This window comes from Streptomyces sp. NPDC087845 (assembly GCF_044742755.1).
GTDB lineage: Bacteria > Actinomycetota > Actinomycetes > Streptomycetales > Streptomycetaceae > Streptomyces.
The window spans coordinates 83,864-102,760 of record NZ_JBIUVC010000009.1; the positions used below are offsets into that span (position 1 = coordinate 83,864).

18 protein-coding genes are annotated in these 18,897 nt (G+C 70.0%); 2 read left to right on the forward strand and 16 right to left on the reverse strand.

Features of this window, described 5'->3' with window-relative positions; translation table 11 throughout:
• Nucleotides 1–15: 15 nt before the first annotated feature.
• Nucleotides 16–2,169, forward strand: a complete 2,154-nt coding sequence (locus ACIOMQ_RS23255) for an OmpL47-type beta-barrel domain-containing protein (RefSeq protein WP_401756416.1) — start codon at nucleotides 16–18, stop codon at nucleotides 2,167–2,169.
• A 12-nt stretch (nucleotides 2,170–2,181) separates the two neighbouring features.
• Here the strand turns inward: ACIOMQ_RS23255 and ACIOMQ_RS23260 are convergent, their stop codons facing one another.
• Complete coding sequence (locus ACIOMQ_RS23260) at nucleotides 2,182–3,261, reverse strand: ABC transporter permease (protein ID WP_362196291.1); 1,080 nt, start codon at nucleotides 3,259–3,261, stop codon at nucleotides 2,182–2,184.
• Entirely contained in the window at nucleotides 3,258–4,268 is a 1,011-nt protein-coding gene (gene ligD, locus ACIOMQ_RS23265; RefSeq protein WP_362197111.1) for a non-homologous end-joining DNA ligase, read from the reverse strand. Before ligD ends, ACIOMQ_RS23260 begins: the two co-directional genes overlap by 4 nt.
• 98 nt (nucleotides 4,269–4,366) lie before the next feature.
• Between ligD and ACIOMQ_RS23270 the strand changes: the two genes are divergently transcribed.
• A complete protein-coding gene (locus ACIOMQ_RS23270; RefSeq protein WP_401987614.1) occupies nucleotides 4,367–5,434 on the forward strand; it encodes an ATP-dependent DNA ligase in 1,068 nt (355 codons plus the stop codon).
• Here the strand turns inward: ACIOMQ_RS23270 and ACIOMQ_RS23275 are convergent.
• From ACIOMQ_RS23275 to ACIOMQ_RS23340, 14 genes are all read right to left on the reverse strand, one after another.
• Complete coding sequence (locus ACIOMQ_RS23275) at nucleotides 5,417–6,631, reverse strand: lytic murein transglycosylase (protein ID WP_401265585.1); 1,215 nt, start codon at nucleotides 6,629–6,631, stop codon at nucleotides 5,417–5,419. The genes ACIOMQ_RS23270 and ACIOMQ_RS23275 overlap by 18 nt on opposite strands.
• A gap of 23 nt (nucleotides 6,632–6,654) precedes the next feature.
• Nucleotides 6,655–7,410 (reverse strand): hypothetical protein, encoded by a 756-nt coding sequence (locus ACIOMQ_RS23280; RefSeq protein WP_401265588.1) that lies wholly within the window; start codon nucleotides 7,408–7,410, stop codon nucleotides 6,655–6,657.
• A 41-nt stretch (nucleotides 7,411–7,451) separates the two neighbouring features.
• A complete protein-coding gene (locus tag ACIOMQ_RS23285) occupies nucleotides 7,452–7,949 on the reverse strand; it encodes a nuclear transport factor 2 family protein (protein ID WP_401266039.1) in 498 nt (165 codons plus the stop codon).
• 88 nt (nucleotides 7,950–8,037) lie between these two features.
• A complete protein-coding gene (locus ACIOMQ_RS23290; RefSeq protein WP_401756319.1) occupies nucleotides 8,038–8,655 on the reverse strand; it encodes a hypothetical protein in 618 nt (205 codons plus the stop codon).
• Entirely contained in the window at nucleotides 8,652–9,173 is a 522-nt protein-coding gene (locus ACIOMQ_RS23295) for a hypothetical protein (protein ID WP_402190149.1), read from the reverse strand. Before ACIOMQ_RS23295 ends, ACIOMQ_RS23290 begins: the two co-directional genes overlap by 4 nt.
• Nucleotides 9,170–10,432 carry an MCE family protein gene (locus ACIOMQ_RS23300; RefSeq protein WP_402190153.1) on the reverse strand — a complete coding sequence of 421 codons (1,263 nt, stop codon included), beginning with the start codon at nucleotides 10,430–10,432 and terminating at the stop codon, nucleotides 9,170–9,172. The genes ACIOMQ_RS23295 and ACIOMQ_RS23300 overlap by 4 nt, the downstream gene beginning before the upstream one ends.
• Nucleotides 10,429–11,583 (reverse strand): MCE family protein, encoded by a 1,155-nt coding sequence (locus tag ACIOMQ_RS23305; RefSeq protein ID WP_402190156.1) that lies wholly within the window; start codon nucleotides 11,581–11,583, stop codon nucleotides 10,429–10,431. The genes ACIOMQ_RS23300 and ACIOMQ_RS23305 overlap by 4 nt, the downstream gene beginning before the upstream one ends.
• Complete coding sequence (locus ACIOMQ_RS23310; RefSeq protein WP_362196314.1) at nucleotides 11,580–12,698, reverse strand: MCE family protein; 1,119 nt, start codon at nucleotides 12,696–12,698, stop codon at nucleotides 11,580–11,582. The genes ACIOMQ_RS23305 and ACIOMQ_RS23310 overlap by 4 nt, the downstream gene beginning before the upstream one ends.
• Nucleotide 12,699: 1 nt before the next feature.
• Nucleotides 12,700–13,719, reverse strand: coding sequence for an MCE family protein (locus ACIOMQ_RS23315; RefSeq protein ID WP_401265603.1), 1,020 nt, complete (start codon nucleotides 13,717–13,719; stop codon nucleotides 12,700–12,702).
• Complete coding sequence (locus ACIOMQ_RS23320) at nucleotides 13,716–14,747, reverse strand: MCE family protein (RefSeq protein WP_362196320.1); 1,032 nt, start codon at nucleotides 14,745–14,747, stop codon at nucleotides 13,716–13,718. Before ACIOMQ_RS23320 ends, ACIOMQ_RS23315 begins: the two co-directional genes overlap by 4 nt.
• Complete coding sequence (locus tag ACIOMQ_RS23325) at nucleotides 14,744–16,057, reverse strand: MCE family protein (RefSeq protein WP_402190158.1); 1,314 nt, start codon at nucleotides 16,055–16,057, stop codon at nucleotides 14,744–14,746. Before ACIOMQ_RS23325 ends, ACIOMQ_RS23320 begins: the two co-directional genes overlap by 4 nt.
• Nucleotides 16,057–16,860, reverse strand: a complete 804-nt coding sequence (locus ACIOMQ_RS23330) for an ABC transporter permease (protein ID WP_362196326.1) — start codon at nucleotides 16,858–16,860, stop codon at nucleotides 16,057–16,059. The genes ACIOMQ_RS23325 and ACIOMQ_RS23330 overlap by 1 nt, the downstream gene beginning before the upstream one ends.
• 3 nt (nucleotides 16,861–16,863) lie before the next feature.
• The gene (locus ACIOMQ_RS23335) at nucleotides 16,864–17,724 is read right to left on the reverse strand and encodes an ABC transporter permease (protein WP_362196329.1); all 861 of its coding nucleotides are present in this window, start codon (nucleotides 17,722–17,724) and stop codon (nucleotides 16,864–16,866) included.
• Nucleotides 17,721–18,716 (reverse strand): ATP-binding cassette domain-containing protein, encoded by a 996-nt coding sequence (locus tag ACIOMQ_RS23340; protein WP_362196332.1) that lies wholly within the window; start codon nucleotides 18,714–18,716, stop codon nucleotides 17,721–17,723. The genes ACIOMQ_RS23335 and ACIOMQ_RS23340 overlap by 4 nt, the downstream gene beginning before the upstream one ends.
• Nucleotides 18,717–18,897 lie beyond the last annotated feature (181 nt).

The window sequence follows — 18,897 nt, forward strand, 5'->3', positions numbered from 1 at the left end:
CTGGGTTCGTTCCTGATGGTGCTGGGGCTGACCTCGACGGCGGCGTACGGCCGTACGGCGGCTCCGGCCGCCGCGGCGGCCGGCCAGGTCCTCACCTGGACGGCGGGCGACCCCATCGACCACTATCTCTCCGCTCCGAAGACCGCGGTGGCGGGGAAGGCGACCATCGTCTTCGAGAACAGCGCGGCGACCGGCAACACCACGGGGATGCCGCACACCCTGACCTTCAGCGTCTCCGACCCGGAGTTCAACAACGACGTCACGCTGAACATCCTGGCCAACCCGGCCGACGACCAGGGCGGCAGGCACACCGCCGAGGTCACGCTCTCCCCCGGCCGGTACTTCTACCACTGCACCATGCCGGGGCACGAGGCGATGCAGGGCATCCTGACCGTGACGGACGGCGGCGGTACGGACACCACCGCGCCCGAGACCTCGGCGAAGGTCGACGGCGACAAGAACGCCGACGGCGCGTACATCGGCCAGGCGGTGGTCACCGTCTCGGCGACCGACGACGCCTCGGGTGTCGACACCGTCGAGTACGCGGTCGGGGCGGACGGCGCCTGGCAGCCGTACACCACCCCGATCGTGGTGAACGAGGTCGGCGCGCACACGATCCGCTACCGCGCCACCGACAAGGCGGGCAACACGGCGGCCGAGAAATCCGTCGGCTTCGCGGTCGCCGCACCGCCGACGGACGACACGACACCGCCGGAGACCTCGGCGACGGTGTCCGGTGAGAAGGACGGCCAGGGGCGGTACCTGGGGATGGCGACGGTCACCGTGACCGCCTCCGACACCGGGTCCGGCGTCAACACCATCGAGTACGCGGTCGGGGCGGACGGCGCCTGGCAGCCGTACACCGGGCCCGTGATGGTGCACGAGACCGGCACCCACACGGTCCGCTACCGGGCCACCGACAGGGCGGGCAACGCGGCAGCCGAGAAGTCGGTCGGCTTCACCGTCGTCGCACCGCCGACGCAGGACAGGACGCCGCCGGAGACCTCGGCGAGGGTCGAGGGCGACAAGAACTCCGACAACGCCTACCTCACCAGCGCCAAGGTGACCATCACGGCGACCGACACCGAGTCCGGCGTGGACAGGATCGAGTACTCGCTCGACGGCGGCCCGTACCTCGCGTACACCACCACCGTCGTCGTCGACCGCGTCGGCTATCACACCGTCGCCCACCGGGCGACGGACAAGGCCGGCAACACCTCCCTGGCGAAGCAGGTGTCGTTCACCGTCGCCGCGAGCGGCGGCGTACCGGCGCCGAACTGCCCGGAGTTCGACGAGCGGCTCACCGTCATCGTCGGCACGGTCGACACCGGGGTTCCCAACCGCATCACCGGCAACCGCTGCACCATCAATGAGCTCATCGAGGACGAGAAGGACTGGTCGTCGCACGCCCTGTTCCTCAAGCACGTGGACGGCGTCCTCGACAAGCTGCTCACCGCCGGTGTGATCGACGCCCGCGAGCACAAGCAGATCTACCGGGCGGCCAAGCAGTCGGGGATCGGCGGGCCGGGCCAGGACGAGGGCTACAAGAAGCTCTTCGACGGCACGGCGGCGTCCTTCGCCAAGTGGCAGCAGGTGGGCGGCGGCAGGTTCGGGCTCAACGCCGACGGCACCATCACCAGCTCCACCGCGGTGGACGGCATGGGCATGCTCTGGTTCCCGGGCCGGCAGTACGGCGACTTCTCGCTGAAGCTCCAGTGGCGCGACGACGCCCCCGGCACGGGCAACGCCAACAGCGGGGTGTTCGTGCGCTTCCCGAACGTCCACGACAACCCCGAGGAGTCACGACCGGAGTGGGTCGCCATCAAGTACGGGCACGAGGTGCAGATCCTCGACCGCCCGGACGGCGACATGTACAAGACCGGCTCCGTCTACGGCTTCGACCGGATCGGTCTGGCCGGCGCCGGAGTCACTCCCAAGGGCACCTGGAACGACTACGAGATCCGGGTGGTGGACCAGCACTACTCGGTCTACCGCAACGGCGTCCTGCTGAACGAGTTCGACAACAACGGCGGCCAGGTCTTCGAGCCGCCGCGGGGCGACGACCCGGGCACCGACGGCCGGCGGTACGCCTCCGGTTACATCGGGCTCCAGGTCCACAGCACCGCCGACGTGGTCTCGTACCGCGACATCCGGATCAAGGAGCTGTAGCCCGGACCTGCGTCAGGTGGCCGTGGCCGCATGCAGGGGCATGTGGTCACGGCCACCGGGGTGCCGGTGGCGCCACACCCAGAACACCGCGCAGGAGACCAGCGCCCAGCCGGCGAGGACGAGGTACGGGAAGACCCGCTGGTGCCCCGGGTAGTAGACGGCGGCGTGCTGGGCGTTGACCGAGGCGCCCGGCGGGAGCCAGCGGCCGATGAAGCCGAGCACCGACGGCAGCAGCGGCCAGGACACCGCCCCACCGGAGGACGGGTTTCCGAGCATCACCATCAGCCCCCAGGTGGGGATCATCGCCCAGCGCCCGATCAGGGTGTTGAACATGGTGAAGACCATGCCCGTGGTGAACATGGTGAAGGCGAGGATCAACCACGACTGGACGAACGGCAGGTCGACGGAGCCGAGCAGCCAGTCCACCACGGCGGCGATCGCGAACCCGCCGAGCAGGGAGTAGGCGACGGTGAACCCGACCCGCTCCAGGGGTTCCAGCGCCTTGGCGTGCACGCTCAGCTGGATCGCGCCGATGAACCCGACGATCACCGCGGCGAGCGAGATGTAGAAGAGGGCGAGGCCGCGCGGGTCGCCCCGCTGCAGGGGCTTCACGTCCGTGACCTTCACCGGCACGTGGGCCGCCTCCCCCACCTTCAGCGTGGACTCGGCGAGCAACTGGGCGACCGTGGCCCCCGACGCGCTCGCGACGTCCAGGCCGACTCCGCCGTTCTCGGGCCGCAGGACGGCGAAGACCTTCTGCTCCTCCAGCGCGATGCGGGCCCCGGCTTCGGTGGCGTACTCGTGCAGCACCAGCGAGGTGTCGAGCGCACCCTCCAGCCGGTCGAGGAAGACCTTGTCGCCCGCCGTGCCGAGGTGGCCGACCACGGCGGCCGGGATGTTGCGCGGGGTCGGGTTGGCCATCGCGTACGTGTAGGAGCCCGCGAAGAGCCCGGCCGCGGCCGCGATGATGAACAGGAGTACGACGGCTGGCAGATACGGGGAGGCCTTGAACGCCGCCCATCGGTCACCGCGGGCCGGGGGCCGGCCATGTTTCCCGCGGGGGGTGACGGGCTCCAGGTCCGGTGCGCTCATGCATCGCCGTCCTCGGCGTGCCGGGCCCGGCTGGGCTGGACCCGCTTGGGCTCGCCCGGCATCTTCGGGTACTCCGGCGGGTACGGCAGGTCGCCGAGCCCGTGCTCCCGCTCGTCCCGGTCGGCCAGTTCCAGCAGCCCGTCGAGCCGGAAGGCGTGCTCGTCCATGTCCGCGTGGACGTCGCCGGCCTCGGCACAGCGCTTCGGCATCGTCCTGATGTCGAAGTCGCGCGGTTCGGCGTCGTCGATCTCCTCCCAGCGCAGCGGGGCCGAGACCGGGGCGTGCGGGAAGGGGCGTACGGAGTAGGCGGAGGCGATCGTGCGGTCCCGGGCGGTCTGGTTGTAGTCGACGAAGATCCGCTCGCCGCGCTCCTCCTTCCACCAGGCGGTGGTCACCCGGTCCGGCATCCGGCGTTCCAGTTCGCGCCCGGCGGCGATGGCGGCGCGGCGGACCCCGGTGAAGGTCCACCGCGGCTCGATGGGGACGAAGACGTGGATGCCCCGGCCGCCGGAGGTCTTGGGCCAGCCGCGCAGGCCGTGGTCGTCGAGGACGGACCGCAGCTCATGGGCGGCCCGCACCGCGTCGGCGTAGTCCGTTCCCGGCTGCGGGTCGAGGTCGATGCGCAGTTCGTCCGGGTGGTCGGTGTCGCCGGCGCGGACCGGCCAGGGGTGGAAGGTGAGCGTGCCGAGGTTGGCCGCCCAGATGACGGCGGCGAGCTCGGTGGGGCAGATCTCGTCGGCGGAACGGCCGCTGGGGAAGTCGATCCGGGCGGTGGGGATCCAGTCGGGAAGGTTCTTCGGGGCCCGCTTCTGGTAGAAGGACTCTCCGTCGACACCGTCCACGAAGCGCTGGAGGGTGGTCGGCCGGTCGCGCAGGGCGCGTGTGATGCCGGGGCCCACGGCCAGGAAGTACTCGGCCACGTCCCTCTTCGTGTAGCCCTTCTCCGGAAAATAGACCTTGTCCGGACTGGACAGCCGTACGGGCCGTCCGTCGGCTTCCAGCTCCACCGCTGTTCCCGCTGCACCCATGACGGTCACGGTAGGCCGGGTTCACATATGCCGCATATCGGGAGACTTATGTTCACCCATGGGCGACAATCATGGCCATGGATCTGCCGGTGATGCCGCCTGTGAAGCCGATGCTCGCCAAGTCCGTCTCCAAGATCCCGCCCGGTATGCAGTACGAGGCCAAGTGGGACGGCTTCCGCGCGATCGTGCACCGCGACGGCGACGAGGTGGTGATCGGCAGCCGCACCGGGAAGCCGCTCACCCGCTACTTCCCCGAGCTGGTCACCGCCGTCCGCGGCAATCTGCCGCCGCGCTGTGTGATCGACGGTGAGGTCGTCGTCGCCCACGACGGCAGGCTCGACTTCGACCGGCTCAGCGAGCGCATCCACCCCGCCGATTCCCGGGTGCGGCTGCTCGCCGAGCGGACCCCGGCCAGTCTGGTCGCCTTCGACATCCTGGCGGTGGGCGACGATTCGCTGCTCTCCCTCCGGCAGTCCGACCGGCGTGCGGTACTGGAGGCGGCTCTGTCCGGCGCCTCGCCCCCCGTCCACCTCGCACCGGCGACCACCGACCCGGCGCTCGCCCAGCAGTGGTTCGACCACTACGAGGGCGCGGGGCTCGACGGGGTGGTCGCCAAGCCGCTCGATCTGCCGTACCGCCCCGACACCCGGGTGATGTACAAGATCAAGCACGAGCGGACCGCCGACTGCGTGGTGGCGGGGTATCGCCCCCACAAGAGCGGCCCGGTCGTCGGCTCGCTGCTGCTCGGCCTGTACGACTCCGCGGGCGTCCTGCAGCACGTGGGGGTCTGTGCGGCCTTCCCGATGAGACGGCGCCAGGAGCTGGCCGCGGAGCTGGAGCCGCTGCGCATCGGCTTCGCCGGCCATCCGTGGGCGGCGTGGGCGGACGCCGAGGCGCACGAACACGCCCGGCTGCCCGGGACGCCGAGCCGCTGGTCCGGGAAGAAGGACCAGTCGTGGGTGGCGCTGCGTCCGGAACGGGTCTGCGAGGTGGCGTACGACCACATGGAGGGCGACCGGTTCCGGCACACCGCCCAGTTCCGCCGGTGGCGGCCGGACCGCACCCCGGACAGCTGCACGTACGCGCAGCTGGAAGAGGTGGTGCGGTACGACCTGGCCGAGGTGCTGTCAGCCGGCGGGCGCTGAGTCCGAGGGCGTGGGGCACGGCTCCTCGGTCGTGCCCGGTTCGGGCGACGGGGGCTCGGTGGTCCCGGTCGATTCGGTCGGATCCGGTGACGGCGTGTCCGTCGGACAGCCCGGGGCGGGCTCCGAGGTGCCGGGATCGGGGCTCGTGCCGGGGTCCGGGGTGGCCGGGCCGCTGCCGGTCGGATCGGGGGAGCCGGTGCCCGGATCGGTGGGGTCCGGAGAGCCGGTCGGATCCGGGGAGCCGGTCGGTGAGCCGGACGGATCCGGGGAGGCGGAGGGCGAGGGGCTGTGCGAACCGCCGGGCTGCGGGCCCACGATGATGCCGCCGCCCGGAGCGCCGGGACCGCCCACCGGGTGCGTCGGCTTGTTCGGCCCGCCCGCCCCCGGGCTCTTCGGGACGGTGCCCTTGCCGTCGGCCACCGGGTGACTGCCCTTGCGGTAGAACTCCAGCCAGGACAGCACCGTGCGCAGATAGGTGTCCGAGTGGTTGTAGCTGAGGATCGCGCGGTCCAGATCGGCCTTCACCGACAGATCGCGCGGTCCGGCACAGAGGTAGTACCCGGCGGCCAGGGCGGCGTCGTAGATGTTGCCGGGATCGCGGCGGCCGTCGCCGTTGCCGTCCTTGCCCCAGTGGGCCCAGGTGGACGGGATGAACTGCATCGGGCCGACCGCCCGGTCGTATGTCCGGTCACCGTCGTACACGCCCCCGTCGGTGTCGCGGACGGTGGCGAAACCGTCACCGTTGAGCACCGGTCCGAGGATCGGGCTGAGCGTGGTGCCGTGGGCGTCGACCCGTCCCCCGCCGGCCTGGCCGGACTCGACCTTGCCGATCGCGGCGAGCAGTTGCCACGGCAGCCGGCAGCCGGGGTCGGTGCGTCCCAGTGCTGTCTCCGCCTTGCGGTAGGCGGCGAGCACCGTGGCCGGAATGCCCGCCTCGGCCCAGGAGCGGGCGACGGCCGGGCTCTGCTTCACGCCGGCCCTCGGCGGCTCCGGCGACTGCAGCGGCGGCAGTTCGGTGTGGTAGGAGTCGTCGTTGGCCACGTGGGTCCACCTGACCTCGTCGGCCTCGTGGCGCTCCTTCGCGGTCTGTTCCCGGTGGACGAGTCCCGGTGCCTGGGACGCGGTGAGCGCGGCCATCGCGGCGACCGCGGCTGCCGTGCCGCCGAGCCCACGGCGCATGGTGCCGTTGAACCTCATGCGTGCTCCCCTCTCTCCCCGGGTCACCGGGCGAACGTATCGATGCCGGAGATCCGCCAGGTGTCACCGCGGCGAACGGCGTCCACGGCGAACATGGCCGCCGCGTAGGTCGTCTCGTCGGACGTGCCGGTACGGGTGTTGCTCTGGTCGGCGAAGATCAGCAGCCGGGCCCGGTCGCCGTCGAGGAGTTCCACACCGCTGTCCGTGACGGTCGTGGTCAGCACGAGCTTCTGCTTCTGCCCCTGGGCGCGTACCTGGGCGAGCATGTCCTCGTGCTGCTGGACGGCCTTGCCGACCAGGTAACTCTTCGCCGCCCGCTCGGACTTGGCCGGTGAGGCGTAGGTGTAGGAGAACACCGCGCCCACCGCCTCGGAGATCTGCCCCTTCACCTCGCTGGTACGGCTGATGTCGGTCAGGGCCGTGTTCTGCCGGGCCGGGTCGTCGCGCAGGCTCGCGGCCGAACCGAACGCCCAGGCGGCGAAGGCGCCGAGGAGCACGGTGAGGGCGCAGAGGACGGCGGGCAGCCGGACACCCAGGCGGCGCCACGGCTCGCGTCGCCCTTCCGCCTCCTCCTGCTCCCCCTCCCGGTCCTCCCCCGGGCCGGTGTCGTCGGTGACCGCGTCGGCGGTGGTGTCCCGAGCGGCCGCGGTCCCCCCGGGCCCGTCGTGCGAGGGGCCCGGGGGCTCGGGCTTGCGCGGCGGCGCGGTCGTGGTGGCGCGTTCCGCGGCGGCGGTGGCCAGACGGCGCTGACGGTTGACGAGGTGGCGGGTCGTCGACATGTCCGGGGTCCTCTCGGGTGGCGGGGTGGCAGTCGGAGGCGTCAGCCGGCCGTGTTGCCGACGGGTGCCTGGCCGAGGGCGTTGAGCTTCCACCCCTCGGAGGTACGGGTGAGCTGCCCGAGCATCCGGCTCTCCTTCACCGCGGGCTTCCCCTTCGGCGCGGTCACGGTGACCCGCAGCGCCACCATGACGCCGGCCTTGCCGGCCCGGTCGTCGAGTTCGGTCACCGCCCCGGACAGGACCTGGGCCGTGCTGACGGTCTTCGCCTGCTGGATCTGCTTCACGAACGCGTCGCGCCCGTCGACGAGTTGCTTGTGCAGATCACCGGTGGTGGAGTCCTCCCAGCTGTCGAGGCCCTTCTCCAGCTTTCGGTGGTCCAGGGTGTTCATGTTCTGCACGGCCTGCTCGCCGGCGGCCAGCGCGTCGTCGCGGGCCTGCGCGTACGCCGCCGACGCGTCGTGCCCGGCGTCGTACCGGGACACTCCGCCCCAGCCGGCCGCGACGGCTGCCGCGAGCGTCAGCACGACCGCCACCGCCATCAGCGGATTCCTCGTCATCCGTACCCGTGCCATTGCTGTCTCTCTCCCTGCGGCCGATCCGTACTGAACTGGACGAGTGTGGGCTCTGCTATCTGGAGGTGATCTCGACGACGGTCCAGTGGCCGTCCCGCAGTTCGGCCGTGACGGAGAGCTGCGCCGCCGCCGTGGTGGCCGGCCTGCCTTCGCGTTCGTAGACCTGGTCGAGGAAGACGAGAAGGTGGGCGCTGTCTTCCGTCAGCCGGGTCACTCCGGCGCGTACGACATGGGTGGTGAGTGTCAGCTTCTGGTCGGCGGCCTGCTTCTCGACCTGGCCGAACAGAGCCGCGTACTGCTGGAGCGCCCGACCGGCCAGGAGTTGCTTCGCCGCCTCCTTGGTGACACCGGTGGCCTGCGGACTGTAGGAGAAGACCTTGCCGAGCGCGTTGCTGACGTCGCCGGCGACCCGGGTGGTCGCCGCGCTGTCGGTCAGCGCCCGGTTCGAGGCGGCGGGGGTGTCGCGCACCTGCCTGCCCGCGGCGAAGAGTCCGCCGCCGGCCGCGAGAAGCGCCACGGCCAAGGCCGCCGCCACGACGCGGGGCCACCGGCGACCGGACTCGGGCAGGTCCGCGCCGTCCTCGCCCGCGGCGGCGCCGAGCTCCGCCGTGTCCTCGGCGGCCTCCGTGTCCACGTCCGTACTCACGACCGCCGTTCCTCCCCGCTCCTTCATGCGCCGCCCCCGACCCCGATCGCCGTGAGCGCCTTGATCTTCCAGCCGTCCGCGGTCCGGGCGAGCGTGGCCTCGAAGCGTTTGCGTTCGGTGCCGCCCTTTCCGGTGCGCGGGGTGACGTCGACGTCGACGGTCGCGATGAGCTCCGCCGTACCGGTGCGCTCGTCGAGTGCGGTGAGCGCCGCGTCGGTGACCTTGCCGCGTGCGGTGGAACCGGATTTCGCCAGTTCGCCCGCGTCCTTGCGCCGGGTGCGCCGCAACTGGTCGTGCAGCGGCCCGGTCGAGGAATCGAGCCAGGCCCCGAGGCCCGCGTCGACGCTCCGGGCGTCCTTGCCGTCGAGGCTGTTCAGCCGGGCGAGGTGGCGCTTTCCGTCGGCCAGCGCGGCATCCCGGTTCTTCGCGTACGCCAGGTCCTCGTCGCCGCGCGCGTCGGCGTACGACCAGCCGCCGAGTGCGCAGATCACCGCGGCGGCGAGCAGCGCCGCCCAGCCGCTCAGGGTCTTCGTACGGGACGTCATGCGCCGCCTCCCTGTCCGAGTCCCAGCAGGCCGGCCATGCCGCCGGCCGCCGGAGCGGTGTCCCCGGTGACGCCGAGCGCGCCCGGGAGCCGGTCCGCCGAGCCGTGTCCGAGGAGCATCGATCCGGGCTTGGCGGGCTCGGGCACGGCGCCGCCCTTCGGCGCGTTGGCGCTGCCCCGGACGTTGATGCCGGTGCCGGGCGAGGAGGTGCAGCGGGCCTTGGTGTTGGCGGGCGACCCGGCCGAGGTGTCGAGACCGTTGCGGTACACCGTGGAGCCGTATCCGGCGGTGCAGGGCAGGGGTTCGAAGAAGGTGACCGACATGCCGAACCGGGCGCCGTTCTCGTCCACCGCGCTCGATCCCGCGGCCGCCACGGCGGGCAGTCTCACCAGGAGTTCCTCCAGTCCGCGCTGGCGGGTGACGGCGACCTCGGAGGTGGTGAGGAGGTTGGCGACGACGACGCCGAAGCTCGGGTCGAGGTCCCGCAGCAGTCCGCTGATCTGGCCGGTGGCGTCGGGTGTGACCGCGATCAGCCTGCGCAGGTCGGCGTCGGATCCCTTGAGTTCGGCGGCCAGTTGCTCGGCCCCGGAGGCGAAGCCCTTGAGCGCCTCGCCCTGTTCGGCCTGGGTGCGCAGCACGGTCTCGCCGTCGGCCATCAGCCGGGTGTTGACGGGCAGCGCGTCGTCGGCCGCCTGTACGAAGTCGCTCCCGGTGTCCAGGAGGACCTGGAGATCGTCGCCGCGCCCTTCGAAAGCGGTGCCGAACTCGTCGACGACCGTGCGCAGGGATTCCAGATCGACGGAGCTCGCCAGGTCGTTGACGCTGGTGAGGACGTTGGTGACGGGGGCGGGAACGGTGGTGTCGGACTGGTCGATCACGGAGCCGTTCGCCAGGTACGGGCCGTCGGTACGGGTGGGCCGCAGGTCGACGTACTGCTCGCCGACCGCCGAGAGGTTGGCGACGACGGCCTTGAGGCTGTCCGGGATCCTCGGGGCGTCCTTCTCGATGCGCAGTTCGGCCTCGACCCCGTCGTCGGTGAGCTCGATCGGCCCGACCCGGCCCACGGAGACCCCTCGGTAGGTGACGTCGGAGTGGGTGTACAGCCCCCCGGTCCGCGGGAGCTGGACCGTGACGGTGTAGTAGCCGCGCATGCCGAGGTAGTGGCCGAGGTCGGCGTACCGCACTCCGAGATAGCCGAGGACGAGCACCGCGATGATCAGGAAGGTGATGTTCTTCAGCCGGATGGCGAGGGTGATCACCGGCTGCCCCCCTTCGTGTCCGCCGTCGGTACCGAGGGAAGCGGCAGCGGCAGCTCCGGGGCGGAGTTCTTGCTCGTAGCGCTCGCGGGGGGCGGAGTGGCGTCCGGGTCGAGCGCCGGAATGATCTGTGTGCCGGGCATGGCCGTCACATCCAGGTAGACGTTGAGGTAGTCGCCCTTGACCCCGCGCAGCACCTCGTCCGTGAACGGGTAGGTGAGCAGCACCTGGAGGGAGTCCGGCAGGTCGCTGCCGGAGTCGGCGAGCGCCTTGAGGCTGGGGGCGATGGCCTTGAGGTCGGCGACCATGTCGGCCTTGCTCCTGTTGATCGTGTCGACGGCGACGGTGGAGAGGGTGTCGAGCGAGCGGAGCATGGTGAGGAGCGAACCGCGCTGCTTCTCCAGGACCTTCAGGCCGGGGCTGAGCCCGGTGAGGACCGTTCCGACGTCCTGTTTGCGGGTGGCGAGGGTGGCGGAGAGCCGGTTGACGCCGTCGAGCGCGTCGGTGATGTCTCCCTTGTGGCCGTCCAGGTTCGTGACCAGGGTGTCGACCCGGTTCAGCATGGAGCGGACCTGGGGTTCCTGTCCGGCGAGCGCCTTGTTGAGCTCGGTGGTGATGGTCTTGAGCTGGTTGACGCCACCGCCGTTGAGGAGCATCGACAGGGCACCGAAGACCTCTTCGACCTCGGGGTTGCGGTTGGTCCGGTTCAGCGGGATCCGGTCCCCGTCGGCGAGCCTGCCCCTGGCCGTGCCGGTCGCCGGCGGTGAGAGCTGGATGTACTTCTCGCCGAGGAGGCTGGACTGTTCGAGGTGGGCGTAGGCGTTCTCGGGCAGTTCGACCTTGCCGTTGACCTGCATGGTGACCTTGGCGTTCCAGCCGCCCGGACTCAGCGAGATCCTGGTGACGCGGCCGACGGCGACGTCGTTGACCTTCACCGAGGACTGCGGGGCCAGGCTGAGCACGTCCGTGAATTCCGCGGTGATCTCGTACGGGTGGTCGCCGAGGTCGGCGCCACCGGGCAGTGGTATCTGGTCGATGCCGGTGAACGACGGCAGGCCGGAACCGGTGGCGACCAGGGCCAGGCCGACACCCACCGCGAGCACCGCGACGACGCCGGTGGTGCGGGCTCCGGGTCTGCGCAGGGCCGGGCTCATCGATGCGCCCCCTTCTTGTCCGTGGCGGTCTTCGCCGGGGTGCCGTAGACGGTGCCGACGGGCGGGAGCGGCAGGGCCGGCAGCGCCTTCTGCCGCGTGCCGTCCACCGGTGCCAGGCCCGCGAGCCCGGGGGCCGGCCCCTCGGTGAGCGGTCCGCCCATGGAGAGCTCATTGAGGTTCGTACGGCCGTTGAGTGTGCGGTTCACCGGGTCGTAGGCGTTGACCACGTTGTCCGCGGCGAGCGGCAGCGTGTCCATCGACTCGGCGAGCGAGGCGCGCTGGTCGACCAGGGTCTGGGTGAGCGGCACCAGGGCGTCCACGTTCGCCTTCAGGGCGCCGCGGTTCTTCTGGATGAAGCTCTTGACCTGGGCCAGGGCGGTGCCCAGTTCCTTCAGCGCCGCGCTGAGGTTCTCCTTGTCGTCGGCGAGGAACCCGGTGACGGAGTTGAGCTGCTGTTCCGCGGCGCGCACATTGCCGTCGTTGTCCTTCAGCATGGTGGTGAAGGTCTGGAGGTAGGACAGCGTGTCGAAGAGGTTTCCGCTGCTCCTGTCGAGGGTCTTGGTCGCCTTGCCGAACTGTTCGATGGAGTTTCCGATGGCTTTTCCGTTGCCGTCGAGGTTCTTGGCACCGGTGTCGAGGAGACCGGAAAGCGCACCGTCCGCGTTGGCCCCGTCGGGGCCGAGGGCCGTGGAGAGCTTGGTGATGGACTCGTACAGCTGGTCGACCTCCACGGGTGTGGCGTTGTTCGCGGCCGGCAGTACGGCGTTGTCCGCGATCTGCGGTCCGCCGTTGTACGCGGGGGCGAGCTGGACGTAGCGGTCGGCGACGAGGCTGGGGGCGACGACCACGGCGTGCGCCTCCTTGGGGACCTTGACGCCCTTGTCGACCCGCAGGGTGACCCTGACCTCGTCGCCGCGCGGCGTGACCGATTCGACCCGGCCGACCCTGACGCCGAGGATCCGCAGGTCCGAACCGGCGTACACACCGGTGGCCTGGTCGAAGTAGGCGGTGATGGTCGTGGTTCCCTCGTCGTCCATGGCCATCACACCGGTGGTGGCCGCGACGGCCACGACGGCGAGTCCGGCGCCGATGCCGACGATGCGCGTGAGTCTCATGTCAGCGGCCGCCTTGCTGCTGGGGTGGCATGCATCCGGTCGCCGGAGGTGTGCCGGCGGGCAGGTAGTTCTTCGGGACGACGCCGCAGACGTAGTTGTCGAACCACCGGCCGCTGCCGAGGGTGTTGCCGACGAGCCGGTTGTACGAACCGGCGAGGGACAGCACCTTGTCGAGGCTCTTGCGGTTCTTCACCAGGACCGCGGTGACCCGGCCGAGCGAGTCCAGGGTCGGCTTCAGCTGCTTGTCGTTGTCCTCGACGAGGCCGGTGAGCTGGGTTCCCAGGTTCCGGGTTCCGGTGAGCAGCAGGTGGATGGAGTCGCGGCGCGCCTGGATCTCGCCGAGGAGCAGATTGCCGTCCTCCAGCAGGGTTTCGAAGCTGCTCTTCTTGTCGGCGAGCGTCTTGGTGAGCTGCTTGCTGCCCTTGAGGAGGGTGGCGAGCTGGGCGTCGCGTTCGGAGACCGTCCTCGAAAGGGCGGAGAGGCCGTCGGCGGCGCTCTTCACGTCCGGCGGGGAGTCCTTGAAGGTGGCGGAGATCGTCTCGAAGCTCTTGGCGAGCTGTTGGGTGTCGATCTCCCCGATGGTCTCGCCGAGTCCGTTGAACGCCTGGGTGACGTCGTACGGGGAGGTGGTGCGGCTCACCGTGATGCGTTCGTCCGGATCCTGCGGCGCGTCGCCCAGCGGGTCGACGGCGAGGTACTTCTCGCCCAGCAGGGTCTTGATGGCGATCCCCACGGTGGAGGAGTTGCCGATCCAGACGTCCTTCACCTCGAAGCTGACCTTCACCTTGGAGCCGTCCAGCGAGACGCCGGTGACTTTGCCGACCTTCACTCCGGCGACCCGTACCTCGTCGCCCTCGTCGAGCCCGGCGGATTCGGTGAAGTCGGCGCGGTAGGTCGTGCCGCCGCCGATGAAGGGCAGCGAGTCGGCGCGGTAGGCGGCCAGGCCGACGAGGGCCAGGACGAGCAGTCCGACGACGGCCACGGCGACGGGATTGCGTTCCCGCAGTGGTGTGATTCTCATGCCTGGCACCTCGGCTGGGTGATCGCGACGCCGGTGGGCGGGGCGCTGCCGTCCTCGGTCGTCACGCCGCTGACCTTGGCCTCGCAGAGGTAGAGGTTGAGCCACGAGCCGTACGAGGCGAGGCGGCCGATCGCTTCCATCTTGGCGGGGGTCTTCCGCAGGAAGTTCTCGATCTGCGGTTTCCCCTTGTCCAACTGGTCGGAGAGCCGGCCGAGTTGCCTGATGTCGTCCTTGAGCGGCTTCCGTCCGTCGTCGAGGAGGTCCGCGGTGACGGTGGTGAGCGCGCCCATCGCGGTGACGGCCTGGCCGAGCGGTTTGCGGTCGCCGGCGAAGCCGGTGACGAGTTTCTGGAGTGTGACGACGAGGTCGTCGAAGCCGGCCTCGCGGTCGTTGACGGTCTTCAGGACCGTGTTGAGGTTCTTGATCACCTCACCGATCACCTTGTCCTTGGCGGCGACCGTGCCGGTCAGCGAGCCGACGTGCTGGAGGATGCTGTCGACGGTGCCGCCCTCGCCCTGGAGCACCTGGACGATGGAGCCCGCGAGCTGGTTGACGTCCGGTGGGGAGAGCCCTTCGAAGAGCGGCTGGAAGCCGTTGAAGAGCTGGGTGAGATCGAGCGCCGGGGTGGTGCGGGAGAGCGGAATGGTCGCTCCGGCGGCGAAGCTGCGGCCGACCGGCCCGGCGCCCTGGTCGAGGTCGATGTACCGCTGGCCGACCATGTTGAGGTACTTGATCGAGGCGGTCACGGAGGCGGGGAGCCTGCGTCCCTTGCGAACGGCGAAGCCGACCTCGGCGAGCCGCTTGTCGGCCACCTCGATGGACTCGACCTGCCCGACCTTCACCCCGGCGATCCGGACGCTGTCGCCGACGACGAGTCCGGTGACGTCGGTGAACCTCGCCCTGTACGTGGTGGTGTCACCGACCCCCGTATTGGCGATGGACAGGGCGAGGACCGTGGTGGCCAGAACGGTCACCAGGATGAAGACGATCGATTTCGCGAGCGGCCCGGCGAGAGAGCGGCGCTTCACTTGAGCTTCACCTCCGCACCGCGGAAGGCCGGACCGATGAGCACGCTGCTCCAGTCGGGCAGGGTCTGCGGCTGGACTTTCAGTGAGGGAGCGACCAGCTCGTTGACGAGTCGGCTCTCCTGCGGGGAATTGGGCATGCCGAGGGCGGAGTCCCGGTCCGAGGGCGCGGTGCCGGCCGGTTCGCCGGCGTGCGGGGTGCCCGCCGGGGTGGCGGCCTCGGCCGTACGGGCGTCCGCGGTCGGTACGGTCCGGCCGACGTAGGGCACGGAGTAGCAGTGCGGTCCACCGGTCGCGTCGTACACCGGGGTGTCCTTGCCGGGTACGTACTTGCCCTTGGACTTCACGCTCTTGACGGTGACGTGGAGTCCCGGCCGGTCGGTGCCCTTGCCGAGCGCCTTGTCCATGGCCGGGACGAATCCGGCCATGGTCCGCAGGCTGCAGGGGAATTCGTCCGCGTACCGTGCCAGCAGTTCCAGGGTGGGCCGGCCCGTGGCCGAGAGCCGGATCAGGTTGTCCTTGTTCTCCTGGAGGAACGAGGTGATGTCCTGCGCGGAGGCGGTCGTGGACCCGTACAGGTCGGCGAGTTCCGCCTGCTGTTCGGCGATGGTGCCGCTGGTGGTGGTGAAGTCGGTGAGCGCGTCGAGGACATCGGGGGCCGCGTCCCCGTACACCTTGCTCACCTTGACGAGTTCCTTGATGTCGGCGTTGAGCGTGGGCAGTTGGGGGTTGAACTTCTTCAGGTGGGCGTCGAGCGTGAGGAGGGTGTCGCCGAGTTTCTCGCCGCGCCCTTCGAGCGCCTGGGAGACCGCGCCGAGGGTCGCGGCGAGCTTCTCCGGCTTGACGGCGGTCAGCAGCGGCAGGACGTTGTCGAGGACCTCCTCCAGCTCGATGGCGTTGCTGGAGCGGTCCTGCGGGATGACGGCCCCGGCCCGCAGGGGCTGCGTGGACGGCGCCTCGGGCGGTACGAGTGCCACGAACCGTTCCCCGAAGAGTGTGGTGGGCAGCATCTGGGCGGTCACATCGGCCGGGATGCGGTCGAGCTTGCCGGGCTCGATGGCGAGGGTGAGCCGGGCCCCGGCCCCGTCGGCCGAGATCGAGCGGACCTGCCCGACGACGACGCCGCGCAGCTTCACATCCGCGTTGTCGTGCATCTCGTTGCCGACACTGCCGGTGCGTACGGTCACGGTGGCGTCGTCGGTGAAGTCCTTGTTGTACACCGAGACCGAGACCCAGACGAGGACGGCGGGCACGAGGAGAAAGGTGACTCCGGCGAGTCTGCGGCGGACGGTCTGCGTCCGGTGTGCGTGCATCAGCCGGCCACCTTCACCGTCGTCGTGGCGCCCCAGATGGCGAGCGAGAGGAAGAAGTCGGTGACGCTGATGAGCACGATGGCGTTGCGCACCGACCGGCCGACGGCCACCCCCACCCCGGCGGGCCCGCCCGTGGCGTGGAAGCCGTAGTAGCAGTGGGCGAGGATCACCATCACGCTGAAGATCAGCACCTTGAGCACCGACAGCAGCACGTCGTCCGGGGAGAGGAAGAGATTGAAGTAGTGGTCGTAGGTGCCCGCGGACTGTCCGTTGAACAGGACCGTGATGGCGCGGGACGCGAGGTACGAGGAGAGCAGCCCGATCGCGTAGAGCGGGATGATCGCGACGACTCCGGCGATGATCCGGGTGGTGACGAGGTACGGCATGGACCGCACGCCCATCGCCTCCAGGGCGTCGACCTCCTCGTTGATCCGCATCGCGCCGAGCTGGGCGGTGAAGCCCGCGCCGACGGTCGCGGAGAGCGCGAGTCCGGCGACGAGCGGGGCGATCTCACGGGTGTTGAAGTAGGCGGAGATGAAGCCGGTGAAGGCGGAGGTGCCGATCTGGTTGAGGGCGGCGTAGCCCTGGAGGCCGACGACCGTGCCGGTGAAGAGGGTCATCGCGATCATCACGCCGATGGTGCCGCCGACGACGCCGAGACCGCCGCTGCCGAACGCCACTTCGGCCAGCAGCCGCTGGACCTCGCGCAGATAGCGGCGCAGCGTCCGGGGAATCCAGATCAACGCGCGTACGTAGAAGGTGAGTTGTTCGCCCGATCGATCGAGCCAGCTGAGCATCGACATGGGTCAGCTCCCCTTCGCGGGGACGATCTGGAGGTAGATCGCCGTGAGGACCATGTTCACGAAGAACAGCAGCATGAAGGTGATGACGACGGACTGGTTGACCGCGTCGCCGACGCCCTTGGGGCCGCCGCGCGGGTTGAGTCCGCGGTAGGCGGCGACGATGCCCGCGATGAAGCCGAAGATCAGCGCCTTGACCTCGCTGATGTACAGGTCGGGGAGCTGGGCGAGGGCGGAGAAGCTGGCGAGGTAGGCGCCGGGGGTGCCGTGCTGCAGGATCACGTTGAAGAAGTAGCCGCCGAGTGTGCCGACCACGGACACCAGGCCGTTGAGCAGAACGGCCACGAGCATGGTGGCGAGGACACGCGGGACGACGAGGCGCTGGATGGGCGAGACGCCCATCACCTCCATCGCGTCGAGTTCCTCGCGGATCTTCCGCGAGCCGAGGTCCGCGCAGATGGCAGAGCCCGCCGCACCGGAGATCAGCAGCGCCACGATGATGGGGCTGGCCTGCTGGATGACGGCGAGGACACTGGCGCCGCCGGTGAAGGACTGGGCGCCTAGCTGCTGGGTCAGCGAGCCGACCTGGAGGGCGATGACCGCGCCGAACGGAATGGAGACGAGCGCCGCGGGCAGGATGGTGACGCTGGCGACGAACCAGAACTGCTCGATGAACTCCCGTACCTGGAAGGGCCTGCGGAAGATCTCGCGGCTCACGGTCCCGGCGAGGGAGAACAGCTTCCCGGTCTCGCGCAGCGGGGCCAGCAGCCGCGTCGCAGGCCGCTGCTCCGGGGTCTTCCGCGGGCTCGCGCCGGCCCCGTCGGCCGCGGGCTGCTCGGGGGGCCGCACCGGCATGGGGGCGGTCACGGTCGCCCACCGCCCGCGGCCGGGGCATAGCTCTTCATGATGGCCGTGCGGGCGGCCTCCGGCAGCTGGCCCATCATCGACAGGACCCGTTCCCGGCGGCGCAGGGCGGCCTGCCGTACGGGCATGCCGGGCGACGGCTCCAGCTGCGGCACGACGGTGCGCGGGGCGTTGGCGGAACTGATGCCGGCCCCGTAGCCGTTCACCTCCTCGGCGGCGAGAGTGGCGGCGTCCTTCTCCTCGGCCATCCCGATGGGGCCCTCGCGGCGCCCCGCGAGGAACTGGGAGACGACCGGCACGTCGCTGGTGAGCAGCACCTCGCGCGGCCCGAAAGTGACGAGGTTGCGGCAGAAGAGCATGCCCATGTTGTCCGGGACGGTGGCCGCGATGTCGAGGTTGTGGGTGACGATGAGCATCGTCGCGTCGATCTGCGCGTTGAGATCGATGAGGAGCTGGGAGATGTAGGCGGTACGGACCGGGTCGAGTCCGGAGTCCGGTTCGTCGCAGAGGATGATCTGCGGATCCAGGACCAGGGCACGGGCCAGTCCGGCACGCTTGCGCATACCACCGGATATTTCGCCGGGCAATTTGTCCTCGGCGCCGAGGAGACCGACGATGTCGATCCTCTCCATGACGATCCGGCGGATTTCCGATTCCTTCTTGCGGGTGTGCTCACGCAGCGGGAAGGCGATGTTGTCGAAGAGCGACATCGAGCCGAAGAGAGCGCCGTCCTGGAACATGAGCCCGAAGAGCTTGCGGGTCTCCATGATCTCGCGCTCGGGACTGTTCACCATGTCTACGCCGTTGATGAGAACGCGCCCCTGCTCGGGCTTGAGCAGACCGATGATGGATTTCAGGAAGACGGTCTTTCCGGTGCCGGAAGGCCCGAGCATCACACTCACCTCGCCGGCGGGCAGTGTGAGGGTGACGTCCTGCCAGATGTTCTGTTTGCCGAAGGACTTCGTGAGGCCTTCGACGACTACTTCGATTCCCATCGGCCCTCCTTCGAAGTTGTTGTGAACGAAGTCATCTGTCAGCGCTCCGGCTCTGATGAATCCATGGGCGGCTCGTCACACGTGCACCAGGAGGCGCACGCTATGTCCGGCGAAACCGCCAGGACAAGCCGTTGAACAGCGGAAATCGACGAACCATGTGCTCGGCGTGGATCACTTGTCA